Consider the following 11,968-nt stretch of genomic DNA (forward strand, 5'->3'; position numbering starts at 1 on the left):
GAGATCCAATGTGGGCACGGGCTTGTGTGGGAGCGGGCTTGCCCGCGCCCACAGTTTTGACCCCGTTCCTCAAGTGAAATTGAGTCAAGCCTATCGTTGCGGAGCGTCTCCCCTTATGAAGCACAACGTCATCCTTGTGGTGCTCGACGGCCTGAACTACGAGGTTGCCCGACACGCCATGGGGCATCTCCAGGCCTATATCGGCGCAGGACGCGCAGCGCTTTACAAACTGGACTGTGAACTGCCGGCCCTGTCCCGGCCGTTGTATGAATGCATCCTCACCGGCGTGCCACCGATCGACAGCGGCATCGTCCACAACAATGTCTCGCGCCTGTCCAACCAGCGCAGCATTTTCCATTACGCCACCGACGCAGGGCTCACTACCGCGGCGGCGGCCTATCACTGGGTCAGCGAGTTGTATAACCGCACGCCCTTTATTGCCGCGCGTGATCGTCATACCGACGACAAGGCGCTGGCGATCCAGCACGGGCATTTCTACTGGAATGACCACTACCCGGATTCGCACCTGTTCGCCGATGCCGAAAGCCTGCGCCGCCAACACGCGCCGAACTTCCTGGTGGTGCACCCGATGAACATTGATGACGCCGGCCACAAGCATGGCCTCGACACGCCGCAATACCGCAACAGCGCACGCTCGGCCGACATCATCCTCGCCGACTACCTGCAAGGCTGGCTCGACGCCGGCTACCAGGTGCTGGTGACTGCGGACCACGGCATGAACAATGATCGCTCCCACAACGGCCTGCTGCCGGAAGAACGTGAAGTGCCACTGTTCGTGCTGGGCTCGGCCTTCACCTTCGACCCTTGCGCCAGCCCCAAGCAAACCGAACTGTGCGGCACTGTCTGCGAACTGCTCGGTGTGCCCCACGACAAACCTGTATGCCGGGAGCTGCTGAAGTGAGCGCCATCATCCGTGGCAAATGGCTGGCGATCCTCTGCCTGCTGCCGTTTGCGCTGTTCTTCATCGTGTTTGAAATCGCCCCGCTGGTGTGGGTGATGATCAACAGCCTGCAATCGGAAGAGTTCGGCTGGGGCCTGGCCAACTTCACCAGGATCTTCAGTTCGAAGTTCTACCTGCAAGCCATCCAGTACAGCCTGGAGATCAGCTTCTATTCCAGCGTGTTCGGCATCATCATTTCAGTGCTCGGCAGCTACTCATTGCGCCGTGTGGATGGGCCGCTGCGCAACTTCGTGACCGCCTTTGCCAACATGACCAGCAACTTTGCCGGCGTGCCCCTGGCCTTCGCGTTCATCATCCTGCTGGGTTTCAACGGCAGCATCACCATCATGCTCAAGCAGGCCGGGATCATTCAGGACTTCAACCTGTATTCCAAGACCGGGCTGATCATTCTCTATACCTACTTCCAGATTCCGCTGGGCGTGCTGCTGCTGTACCCGGCCTTCGATGCGTTGCGTGAAGACTGGCGCGAATCGGCCTCGCTGCTCGGCGCCAGCGGCTGGCAGTTCTGGCGGCACATCGGCCTGCCGGTGCTCACCCCTGCCCTGCTCGGCACCTTCGTGATCCTGCTGGCCAACGCCCTCGGCGCCTATGCCACGGTCTACGCGCTGACCACCGGCAACTTCAACGTCTTGCCGATTCGCATCGCAGCGATGGTCTCCGGCGACATCTCCCTGGACCCGAACATGGCCAGTGCCCTGGCCGTGGTGCTGGTGGCGCTGATGACGGTGGTCACCGTGGTCCATCAACTGCTGCTCAAGAGGAGCTACCATGTCTCGCGCTGAAGCCGGCTCGGCCTCCCTCTACCATCGGATAGTGGTGTGTGTGTTATTCGCGATCCTGGTGTTGCCGCTGGTGGGCACCTTTGTCTACTCCATTGCCAGCAGCTGGTCGGCGACGATCTTGCCCGCCGGCTTCACCTTCAAATGGTACGTGCAGCTCTGGAGCGACCCGCGCTTCCTGGCGGCCTTCGGCCAGTCGCTGCTGGTGTGCGTGGGCGCGCTGATCCTGTCGGTGGTGCTGATCTTGCCGCTGCTGTTCGTGGTGCATTACCACTTCCCCAAACTCGACGCGCTGATGAACATTTTGATCCTGCTGCCCTTCGCGGTGCCGCCGGTGGTGTCATCGGTGGGCTTGCTGCAGTTATATGGCTCCGGGCCATTTGCGATGGTGGGCACGCCGTGGATTCTGATCGGCTGCTACTTCACCGTGGCTCTGCCCTTCATGTACCGCGCGATCACCAACAACCTTCAAGCGATCAACCTGCGCGACCTGATGGACGCCTCGCAACTGCTGGGTGCCAGCACCTGGCAGGCAGCGATCCTGGTGGTGCTGCCAAACCTGCGCAAAGGCCTGATGGTGGCGCTGCTGCTGTCGTTCTCGTTCCTGTTCGGTGAGTTCGTGTTCGCCAATATTCTGGTCGGCACCCGCTACGAAACCCTGCAGGTCTACCTGAACAACATGCGCAACACGAGCGGCCACTTCACCAGCGCCATCGTCATTTCCTATTTCTTCTTTGTGCTGGTGCTGACCTGGGCCGCCAATATCTTGAACAAGGACAAAAGCCAATGAGCTTCGTCAGCGTCCAACACCTGCAAAAAGGCTACGCCGGCACCCCGGTGTTCAGTGACATCAACTGCGAGATCGCCAAGGGCGAGTTCGTCACCCTGCTTGGCCCTTCCGGTTGTGGCAAGTCGACCTTGCTGCGCTGCATCGCTGGGCTGACGTCGGTGGACAGTGGGAAAATTCTGCTGGATGGCCAGGACATCGTCCCCCTCAGCCCGCAGAAACGGCATATCGGCATGGTGTTCCAAAGTTATGCGCTGTTCCCCAACATGACCGTGGAACAGAACGTCGCCTTCGGCCTGCGCATGCAAAAGGTCAACGCCGACGACAGCCACAAGCGTGTGCAGGAAGTGCTGCAACTGGTGGAACTCAAGGAGCTCGCCGGTCGTTACCCGCACCAGATGTCCGGCGGCCAGTGCCAGCGGGTGGCACTCGCCCGCTCGCTGGTGACCCGCCCGCGCCTGTTGCTGCTGGATGAGCCGCTGTCGGCGCTGGACGCCCGGATTCGCAAGCACTTGCGCGAACAGATCCGCCAGATCCAGCGTGAACTGGGGCTGACCACGATCTTCGTGACCCATGACCAGGAAGAAGCCCTGACCATGTCGGACCGCATCTTCCTGATGAACCAGGGCAAGATTGTGCAGAGCGGCGATGCCGAGACCCTCTACACCGCGCCAGTGGATGTATTCGCCGCGGGGTTTATCGGCAACTACAACCTGCTCGACGCCGACAAGGCCAGCCAGTTGCTGCAACGCCCGATCAACGGGCGCATCGCAATTCGCCCGGAAGCCATCGAACTGAGCCGCAGCGGCGAGCTGGATGCGTTGGTGCGCAGCCACAGCTTGCTGGGCAATGTGATTCGCTATCGCATCGAAGCGCGCGGTGTGGAGTTGGTGGTCGACGTGCTCAACCGGTCCGCCGACGACTTGCACCCGGATGGGCAGCGCCTGGCACTTTCCATCGACCCAAGTGCGTTGTGTGAAGTAGCCTGACGCAACGAATTAATTCAGAGAGCATGACGGATGGCATTGGTAATTTTTGATCTGGACGACACCTTGATCCACGGCGACTGCGCCACGTTGTGGAGCGAGCAGATGGGCCGCCTGGGCTGGGTCGACCCTGAGTCGTTCATGCGCAAGAACAACGAACTGATGGACGCCTACAGCCAGGGCAAGCTGTTGATGGAAGACTTCATGGACTTCAGCCTGGAGCCCATGATCGGGCGCACGCAGGAGGAAATCGACCACCTGGTAGAGCCATGGGTCGAGGATGTGATTGAGCCACTGATCTACAGCGACGCCACCAAAACCATCGCCCGGCACCGTGCAAATGGCGATCGGATTCTGGTGATTTCCGCCTCGGGTACGCACTTGGTCACACCGATTGCCGCACGTATCGGTATTGATGAAGTGCTGGGGATTGATCTGGAAGTCAGCCATGGCGCTTACAGCGGCCGAACCGTGGGCGTACTGACTTACCGTGAAGGCAAGATCACCCGGTTGCTGGAATGGCTGGAGCGGGAAGGTGAATCACTGGAAGGGGCGTACTTTTACTCGGATTCGCGCAATGATTTGCCATTGCTGCTGAAGGTCGATCACCCGCAGGTGGTGAACCCCGACCCGGTGTTGCGCGAGCATGCTGAAAAAGCCGGCTGGCCGATCCACAACTGGGTCTGACCCCAACCTCTTTGAATTGAATCCAATCAAAATGTGGGAGGGGGCTTGCTCCCGATAGCGGTATGACAGTGAAGAATTCTTCATCTGACACACTGCGATCGGGAGCAAGCCCCCTCCCACACCGGGTTACATTTCAACTTGAGATCAGACCAAGCGCTCGTCAATCACCAACACCAATTTCCCGGAAATCTGGTTGCTCGCCAATTCGGCAAAGGCCGCCTCGGCATCCCTGATCGAGAAAGTCTTGGCCAGTTGCGGACTCAAACGGCCCTCAACAAAAAGCGGCCACACCTGCTGGCTCAAATCACTCAACAGGCCCGCCTTGAACTCATCACTGCGGCTGCGCAAGGTCGAGCCGAGCAACTGAATGCGCTTGCCCAGCACCTGCGCCAGGTCGAGCTGAGCATCACGCCCGCCCATCAAGCCGATCAGCACCCAACGACCATCCAGGGCCAACAGCTTCAGGTCCAGGCCAGCATAGTTGCCGCCGACCGGGTCGAGGATCACATCGAACGGCCCAAAATCGCGCAGCCCTTCAATGCCGTCGGTACGTACCACGCCGCCCTGGGCGCCAAGTGCCTCGCAGTAGGCCAGCCGTTCCGCCGAGCCGACACTGACCCAGCACGGGCTGCCAAATGCCTTGCACAACTGGATCGCCGCCGAGCCGACGCCACTGGCGCCGGCATGCAACAAGACTTTTTCGCCGGGTTTGAGGCCCGCCAACTGGAACAGATTCAGCCACGCCGTGCTGTACACCTCTGGCAGCGCCGCGGCTTCAGCCAGCGACAAACCTTCCGGCACCGGCAGCACGTGGCGCGCGTCCACCACCACTTCTTCGGCCATGCCGCCACCGGCCAGCAGCGCGCAGACGCGATCGCCGACTTGCCAGGACGAACCTGCGCCCACTTCGCTGATCACCCCGGAACACTCCAGGCCGAGCACATGGCTGGCCCCCGGAGGCGGCGGATAGAGCCCGGCGCGCTGTAACAAATCAGCGCGATTAAGGCCAGCGGCCGCCACACGAATGCGAACTTGGCCTACATCGCAGGTAGGACTGGGCTCTTCCAACCACTCCACATGACCTTCAACGCCTTGCAATGCTTTCACAGTGCCTCCATAGTGAGTCTGGACTGAGCCCGTAGCTGTAGCGCCGGGCTTTTTGCATTATGCGACCGGATCATATGGAACCGGCTCCCTCAAAGACGGCCTAATATGCGTTATCAATTGCCCCCGCGTCGAATCAGCATGAAGCATCTGTTCCCCAGCACCGCCCTCGCTTTTTTCATTGGTCTCGGCTTCGCGTCGATGTCGACCAATACGTTCGCAGCCAATAGCTGGGACAATCTTCAGCCTGATCGCGATGAGGTGATTGCCAGCCTTAACGTCGTCGAGTTGCTCAAGCGCCATCACTACAGCAAGCCGCCGCTGGACGACGCTCGCTCGGTGATCATTTACGACAGCTACCTCAAGCTGCTGGACCCGTCGCGCAGCTACTTCCTGGCCAGCGATATCGCTGAGTTCGACAAGTGGAAGACACAGTTCGACGACCTCCTCAAAAGCGGCGACCTGCAGCCTGCGTTCACCATCTACAAGCGTTACCTGGACCGCGTCAAAGCGCGTCTGGACTTCGCCTTGGGTGAGTTGAACAAGGGCGTCGACAAGCTCGACTTCACGCAGAAGGAAACCCTTCTGGTGGACCGCAAGGACGCCCCTTGGCTGACCAGCACCGCCGCGCTGGATGACCTGTGGCGCAAACGCGTCAAGGACGAAGTGCTGCGCTTGAAGATCGCCGGCAAAGAGCCGAAGGCCATTCAAGAGCTGTTGACCAAGCGCTACAAGAATCAGTTGGCGCGTCTGGACCAGACCCGTGCCGAAGATATCTTCCAGGCCTACATCAACACCTTCGCGATGTCCTACGACCCGCACACCAATTATCTGTCGCCAGATAACGCGGAAAACTTTGATATCAACATGAGTCTGTCGCTGGAAGGCATTGGTGCCGTCCTGCAAAGCGACAATGACCAGGTGAAGATCGTGCGTCTGGTGCCGGCAGGTCCTGCCGACAAGACCAAGCAGGTCGCCCCGGCGGACAAGATCATCGGCGTGGCCCAGGGCGACAAAGAGATGGTCGATGTGGTCGGCTGGCGTCTGGACGAAGTGGTCAAGCTGATCCGTGGGCCAAAAGGCAGCGTGGTGCGCCTGGAAGTGATTCCGCACACCAATGCGCCGAACGACCAGACCAGCAAGATCGTGTCCATCACCCGTGAAGCGGTGAAGCTCGAAGATCAGGCCGTGCAGAAGCAAGTCCTCAAGCTCAAGCAGGATGGCAAGGATTACAAACTGGGCGTCGTGGTGATCCCGGCGTTCTATCTGGACTTCAAGGCGTTCCGCGCCGGTGACCCGGACTACAAGAGCACCACCCGCGACGTGAAGAAAATCCTGACAGAGCTGCAGAAGGAAAAAGTCGACGGCGTGGTCATCGACCTGCGCAATAACGGCGGCGGCTCCCTGCAGGAAGCCACCGAGCTGACCAGCCTGTTTATCGACAAGGGCCCGACCGTGTTGGTCCGCAACGCTGACGGCCGTGTCGACGTGCTCGAAGACGAGAACCCGGGCGCCTTCTACAAAGGTCCGATGGCGTTGCTGGTCAACCGCCTCTCGGCCTCGGCTTCGGAGATTTTCGCTGGCGCCATGCAGGACTACCACCGCGCGTTGATCGTCGGCGGCCAGACCTTCGGTAAAGGCACCGTGCAGACCATTCAGCCGCTCAACCATGGCGAACTGAAGCTGACCATTGCCAAGTTCTACCGGGTTTCCGGGCAGAGCACCCAGCATCAGGGCGTACTGCCGGATGTTGATTTCCCGTCGATCATCGACACCAAGGAAATCGGCGAAAGCGCGCTGCCTGAAGCGATGCCGTGGGACACCATTCGCCCTGCGATCAAACCTGCTTCGGACCCGTTCAAGCCGTACCTGGCGCAGCTCAAAGCTGACCATGACACTCGCTCCGCCAAGGATGCCGAGTTCGTGTTTATCCGTGACAAACTGGCCTTGGCCAAGAAGCTGATGGAAGAAAAAACCGTCAGCCTCAATGAAGCGGATCGCCGTGCGCAGCACACCGACATCGAGAATCAGCAGCTTGTGCTGGAAAACGCCCGCCGCAAGGCCAAGGGCGAAGACCCGCTCAAAGAGCTGAAGAAAGAAGATGAAGATGCACTGCCAACCGAGCCTGAAAAAACCAAGCCGGAAGACGACGCCTACCTGTCCGAGACTGGCCGGGTCCTGCTGGACTACCTGAAAATCAGCAAGCAGGTGGCCAAGCAGTAAATGATGACAATTTAATGTGAGCGCTCCCTGGAGTGTCATCATATAGACATCATTCTGTCGTGAAATGAAGGACCGCAGGCTTAATGCCTGCGGTCCTTTTTTTTCGATCGAGATCGCCATGACCATGACCGAACAGCTGAATGCATTGGGCTCAATCCTGGCTCAAGGCAGTTTGCACAGCTTGTTCCAACCGATCATTTGCCTGTCCGAGCGGCGCATCCTCGGCTACGAAGCCCTCAGCCGTGGCCCGTCCAACAGCCCACTGCACTCCCCCGTCGCCCTGTTCTCGGTGGCCAGCCATGCCGGGCGCCTCAGTGAACTGGAAATCGCCTGCCGTGAAAGCGCATGCCGGCGCTTCAGTGAACAGAAACTGCCGGGCAAACTGTTCTTGAACATCTCGCCGGAATCCTTGATGGAGACGGCGCATCAGCCGGGTCGCACGCTGCAACTGTTGCGCGACTTCGGTATCCCACCCAGCCAGGTGGTGATCGAACTCACCGAGCAGACGCCCACCGACGATTTCGACTTGCTGCAAACTGCGCTGCATCATTACCGCGACATGGGCTTCGCCATCGCGCTGGATGACTTGGGCGCCGGCTATTCCAGCCTGCGTTTATGGTCGGAACTGCGCCCGGATTACGTGAAGATCGACCGGCATTTTATCGACGGCATCCACCAGGACGCGCTCAAGCGTGAGTTTGTCGGCTCAATCCTGCAAATCGCCCGCGCCTCGCGTGCGCAGGTGATTGCAGAGGGCATTGAGCTGCCGGAAGAACTGGCGGTGTTAACCGAGATGGGCGTTGATCTGGTCCAGGGCTACCTGCTTTGCCGTCCGCAGGAACAGCCGCCCCAGGAAGCACGCCTGATGCTGCCCAAGCAAGACAATGCCAACCTCGCCCTCAGCGAAGAAGGCAGCGACCTCAGCGCCCTGCTCAACGAGCAACCGGCGGTGGATCAGGACACCGCCACTGCGTTGGTCCTGGAATCCTTCCGTCGCCAGGCCAACCTCAACTCCCTGGCCGTGCTGGATGGCCGCGGCCACCCGGTCGGCATCGTGCACCGGCATTCCTTGTCGGACGCGCTGCTCAAGCCGTTCGCCACCGACCTGTTCGCGCGCAAACCCATCAGCCGCTTGATGAGCGATGACTTTCTGGCCGTGGAATTGAGCCAGTCCCTGCAGCAAGTCAGCCGCTTGTTGACCAGCCGCGCACGCCAGCGAATTGAAGAAGATTTCATCATCACCCTCAACGGCGATTACCTCGGCCTGGGTCGGGTCATTGATGTGCTTAAGCTGATCACCGAGCTGAAGATCCAACAAGCGCGTTACGCCAACCCACTGACGCTGCTACCCGGCAATGTGCCGATTCAGCAATGCCTGACGCGCTTGCTGCAACAACGGCGCGAGTCAGTGATCTGCTACGTCGATATCGACAGTTTCAAGCCGTTCAACGATATCTATGGCTACGGGCGCGGCGATGAAGTGTTGCTGTGCCTGGCGCAGTGCCTGAACGACCGGGTCGACCCGAGCCGCGACTTTGTCGGCCATATCGGCGGGGATGATTTTTTACTGGTGCTGGGCCCGCAGGATTGGCGCAAGCGGCTCAACCAGTTATTGGACGATTTCCACACCCAATGCCGGCGCTTCTATCGCACCGAACACATCGACGCCGGCTGCTTCGTGGCGTTGAACCGCCAGGGCGTGCGCCAGGAGTTCGCCTTGTTGTCGCTGTCGATCGGTGTGGTGCATTTGTATCCACAGGCCTGTGGACAACTGGATGCCAGCCAGTTGGCGGAGCTGGCCTCACAGGCCAAGCACCACGCCAAGGATGTGGCCGGTTACAGCATTCATGTCATCGACAGCATGGACAGCGTGCCCCAGCCGCTTTAAGCCTCGGCGGATTCCGGGTACTCGTATTCGAACACTCGCACCACTTCCGAGGCATGCCAGGATGCCGCCGCCACACCATCGGATGGCCCACTGAAACGCCCCAGGCGCTCCACACACTCAAAGAAGCCGGTACGCGGCAAGCGGCTGGCGCCCTGGCTGATGACCAGCGAGCTGCGCAATGGCTGCTCGGCCTTGGCGTCCAGTGCGGCCAGGTGTTCAAGGGCCGCGGCCAGCGTCTGCATCGCCGGCGTGGGGAACTGCAGGCGCTCCAGCAGCGCGCGGTAGGTCAGCAGATGGCGCTGGCGGCGCGCCTGGTCCAGTTCGTTGAGTAACCCATCCCAGTGTTGACGACTGATTCGTAGGCTCAAGATTCATCCCTCCAACCTGCAACGCCCAATTCCCAGGCCAGGCTGCGGCGTATGGCGGCATCCGGCTGGCGTTCACCACGTTCAATCAATCCAAGATAGGACGGGCTGATACCCACCGTGCGGGCCAGGGTTTCGATGGCCAGGCCCTTGGCTTCACGCAGGCTGCTCAGGTCTGCGAGCGGGCGCAGGTCCTGGTCAATCGCGAGGGGTGCGGCGGGGGAAGAAGCGAGCGTGGGTTGCGGCTGACCGGCAGCTTTTAGCAGCGCCTGGTACTGATCCCATGGCAACACCGCATACTCGGGCTCGCCATTGCGTGAAATTATCTGAATATCCATGACTGCCCCGTAGGATTACAACACTTACTAAGTAAGTTCTTTCCTTAGAAGTGTAATCCTAACAGCCGCAAAGGTCGCAGGGGATATAAGAGTCATCAATTTTTTTGTGGGTTTTCCTGGGTCAGCAGCGCAGCCGTCGCAGGCAGTCGCTCAACCACGGCGAGTTTTTCCGGGCGCTGGGCGTCGCGCCAGGCGCGAAAGGCGCTCAGCTCGCCGTTCAAGGTCTTCATGACCCATGCCAGCACAGCGATGTCATCGAGCATGCCGAACATAGGGATAAAGTCCGGGATCGCATCGATCGGGCTGAGGAAATACATCAACCCCGCCACCACCGAGATCAGCGCCTTGGGGCTGATCGCCCGGTACTCTCCGCGCCAGTAAGCCAGGCACAGGGCCTGGAGCAACTTGAGGTCATCCTTGAGATTACCCAGCCGGTTGCCTTGGCTTGAGCCTTTGGCGGCAACCGCGAACAGCAGGGTCGGTAAACGCCCACGGCCCAACAAGCGCGCAGCCATGGGCAGGAAGCGGGTGAAATTGAAAGGTGGTTTCATGCGTCACTCCAGTTCCAGGCGACATAAAAGGTTATCCACACAAATTGTGGATAACCTTGTGAACAGAGCCTGTTTTATCGGCTGAAAGCCACGGACTACAAGGCTTTCAGTCAGATCGGGCGTTTTTTGCGCACATAAAAAAAACCCAAGATTTCATTGACTTGGCGCTTCGGTGCGGCTACCCGTGCTCGAGTCTTATATCAGACTGTTTCAGATTGCAGGGGTTCGTTTGGATTTGCATCAGGTTTGATTGGCGCAATTTTGCCATACGCCAGATACGACAACGCCCCGTCGAAACGGGGCGTCGTGTGTTCAGGTGCCGATTACTTCTTGGCAGCCGGAGCAGCAGGCGCGTCAGGGGCTTCAGCCTTGGCTGGGTCCTTGATGCCGAGCAGTTCCAGATCGAATACCAGCACGGAGTTGGCTGGAATCGCCGGGCTCGGGCTCTGTGCGCCGTAGGCCAGATCGGACGGGATGTACAACTCGACCTTCTCGCCCACGTGCATCAGTTGCAGGCCTTCGACCCAACCCGGGATCACGCCGCTGACCGGCAGGTCAATCGGGCTACCGCGATCCACGGAGCTGTCAAAGGTAGTGCCGTTGGTGAGCTTGCCGGTGTAGTGAACAGTCACCACGTCGGTCGGCTTAGGCTGAGCGCCATCAGCCTTCTTCACGATCTTGTACTGCAGACCGGAAGCTGTGGTCACTACGCCGTCTTTCTTGGCGTTTTCTTCAAGGAATTTCTTGCCGGCGGCTGCCGACTCTTCGCTCATTTTGGTCATGCGTTCTTCAGCACGCTTTTGCAGTGCGGCAAACGCTTCAACCAGCTCGTCGTCTTTGAGCTTCTGTTCTTTCTTGCCAACGGCATCTTCGATGCCCTGAGCTACCGCTTTGGAGTCCAGGTCATCCATGCCTTCTTGAGCAAGGCTTTTGCCCATGTTCAGGCCGATGCCGTAGGAAGCTTTCTGCGCCGGGGTTTTCAGCTCTACGCTGGTCTGCGAATCACAACCCGCAAGTACCAGGCTAACCAGGGCCACCGCCGCCGCCAACCGATGCTGTTTCATGCTATTTCCTTGTTCGTGCGCCAAAAGGGCATTCGAGTAAAGTCGCGAGCTTATCAGGCGGCCACGACCAATGGCTACCGGCATCTGAGCAGGAAACTTCTGATAAGTTCACGTGTTTAAAAGCATTTTCATTCATTATGGTGTTCCGCGAAGGATCGCGGACGACCTGCAACCAGCCTACTGGCCACTTGCCGCACCTGAGGCGCAATGGCAT

General features: G+C 59.5%; 12 protein-coding genes. 7 read left to right on the forward strand and 5 right to left on the reverse strand.

The window, feature by feature from the left end:
* Positions 1-115: 115 nt before the first annotated feature.
* Genes JFT85_RS06630 through JFT85_RS06650 form a run of 5 tightly spaced genes read left to right on the forward strand, consistent with a single transcriptional unit; the run spans position 116 to position 4,221 of the window.
* Positions 116-922, forward strand: a complete 807-nt coding sequence (locus JFT85_RS06630) for an alkaline phosphatase family protein (protein WP_053255305.1) — start codon at positions 116-118, stop codon at positions 920-922.
* Positions 901-1,764, forward strand: coding sequence for an ABC transporter permease (locus tag JFT85_RS06635; protein WP_167422753.1), 864 nt, complete (start codon positions 901-903; stop codon positions 1,762-1,764). Before JFT85_RS06630 ends, JFT85_RS06635 begins: the two co-directional genes overlap by 22 nt.
* Positions 1,751-2,551, forward strand: coding sequence for an ABC transporter permease (locus JFT85_RS06640; RefSeq protein ID WP_053255303.1), 801 nt, complete (start codon positions 1,751-1,753; stop codon positions 2,549-2,551). The genes JFT85_RS06635 and JFT85_RS06640 overlap by 14 nt, the downstream gene beginning before the upstream one ends.
* The gene (locus JFT85_RS06645; RefSeq protein ID WP_053255302.1) at positions 2,548-3,537 is read left to right on the forward strand and encodes an ABC transporter ATP-binding protein; all 990 of its coding nucleotides are present in this window, start codon (positions 2,548-2,550) and stop codon (positions 3,535-3,537) included. The genes JFT85_RS06640 and JFT85_RS06645 overlap by 4 nt, the downstream gene beginning before the upstream one ends.
* A gap of 30 nt (positions 3,538-3,567) precedes the next feature.
* Positions 3,568-4,221, forward strand: a complete 654-nt coding sequence (locus JFT85_RS06650; RefSeq protein ID WP_201229554.1) for an HAD family hydrolase — start codon at positions 3,568-3,570, stop codon at positions 4,219-4,221.
* Positions 4,222-4,365: 144 nt separating this feature from the next.
* Here the strand turns inward: JFT85_RS06650 and JFT85_RS06655 are convergent, their stop codons facing one another.
* Positions 4,366-5,328 (reverse strand): zinc-binding dehydrogenase, encoded by a 963-nt coding sequence (locus JFT85_RS06655; RefSeq protein WP_053255300.1) that lies wholly within the window; start codon positions 5,326-5,328, stop codon positions 4,366-4,368.
* 138 nt (positions 5,329-5,466) lie between these two features.
* On the opposite strand from JFT85_RS06655, the gene JFT85_RS06660 reads away from it, so the two are divergent.
* Positions 5,467-7,548 (forward strand): carboxy terminal-processing peptidase, encoded by a 2,082-nt coding sequence (locus tag JFT85_RS06660; RefSeq protein WP_242486522.1) that lies wholly within the window; start codon positions 5,467-5,469, stop codon positions 7,546-7,548.
* Between the two features lie 118 nt (positions 7,549-7,666).
* Positions 7,667-9,436 carry a bifunctional diguanylate cyclase/phosphodiesterase gene (locus JFT85_RS06665; RefSeq protein WP_053255366.1) on the forward strand — a complete coding sequence of 590 codons (1,770 nt, stop codon included), beginning with the start codon at positions 7,667-7,669 and terminating at the stop codon, positions 9,434-9,436.
* Here JFT85_RS06665 and JFT85_RS06670 read toward each other — a convergent pair.
* The 4 genes from JFT85_RS06670 to JFT85_RS06685 all read right to left on the reverse strand — a co-directional run bounded on the left by JFT85_RS06670 (position 9,433) and on the right by JFT85_RS06685 (position 11,754).
* Positions 9,433-9,804 carry a hypothetical protein gene (locus JFT85_RS06670; protein ID WP_005786715.1) on the reverse strand — a complete coding sequence of 124 codons (372 nt, stop codon included), beginning with the start codon at positions 9,802-9,804 and terminating at the stop codon, positions 9,433-9,435. The genes JFT85_RS06665 and JFT85_RS06670 overlap by 4 nt on opposite strands.
* Entirely contained in the window at positions 9,801-10,139 is a 339-nt protein-coding gene (locus JFT85_RS06675) for a helix-turn-helix domain-containing protein (protein ID WP_073636873.1), read from the reverse strand. The genes JFT85_RS06670 and JFT85_RS06675 overlap by 4 nt, the downstream gene beginning before the upstream one ends.
* Positions 10,140-10,234: 95 nt before the next feature.
* Positions 10,235-10,690: a YkvA family protein gene (locus JFT85_RS06680; RefSeq protein ID WP_053255297.1), complete on the reverse strand. Its 456-nt coding sequence runs from the start codon at positions 10,688-10,690 to the stop codon at positions 10,235-10,237.
* Between the two features lie 323 nt (positions 10,691-11,013).
* Entirely contained in the window at positions 11,014-11,754 is a 741-nt protein-coding gene (locus JFT85_RS06685) for an FKBP-type peptidyl-prolyl cis-trans isomerase (RefSeq protein WP_053255296.1), read from the reverse strand.
* Positions 11,755-11,968 lie beyond the last annotated feature (214 nt).

It is taken from the genome of Pseudomonas sp. TH04 (assembly GCF_016651355.1).
Classification (GTDB): domain Bacteria; phylum Pseudomonadota; class Gammaproteobacteria; order Pseudomonadales; family Pseudomonadaceae; genus Aquipseudomonas; species Aquipseudomonas fluorescens.

Coding starts and splice junctions, on each gene's coding strand:
- JFT85_RS06645 (WP_053255302.1), top strand. CDS start 2,548: ATGAGCTTCGTCAGCGTCCAACACCTGCAAAAAGGCTACGCCGGCACC.
- JFT85_RS06665 (WP_053255366.1), top strand. CDS start 7,667: ATGACCATGACCGAACAGCTGAATGCATTGGGCTCAATCCTGGCTCAA.
- JFT85_RS06640 (WP_053255303.1), top strand. CDS start 1,751: ATGTCTCGCGCTGAAGCCGGCTCGGCCTCCCTCTACCATCGGATAGTG.
- JFT85_RS06675 (WP_073636873.1), bottom strand. CDS start 10,139: ATGGATATTCAGATAATTTCACGCAATGGCGAGCCCGAGTATGCGGTG.
- JFT85_RS06660 (WP_242486522.1), top strand. CDS start 5,467: ATGAAGCATCTGTTCCCCAGCACCGCCCTCGCTTTTTTCATTGGTCTC.
- JFT85_RS06630 (WP_053255305.1), top strand. CDS start 116: ATGAAGCACAACGTCATCCTTGTGGTGCTCGACGGCCTGAACTACGAG.
- JFT85_RS06680 (WP_053255297.1), bottom strand. CDS start 10,690: ATGAAACCACCTTTCAATTTCACCCGCTTCCTGCCCATGGCTGCGCGC.
- JFT85_RS06650 (WP_201229554.1), top strand. CDS start 3,568: ATGGCATTGGTAATTTTTGATCTGGACGACACCTTGATCCACGGCGAC.
- JFT85_RS06635 (WP_167422753.1), top strand. CDS start 901: ATGCCGGGAGCTGCTGAAGTGAGCGCCATCATCCGTGGCAAATGGCTG.
- JFT85_RS06685 (WP_053255296.1), bottom strand. CDS start 11,754: ATGAAACAGCATCGGTTGGCGGCGGCGGTGGCCCTGGTTAGCCTGGTA.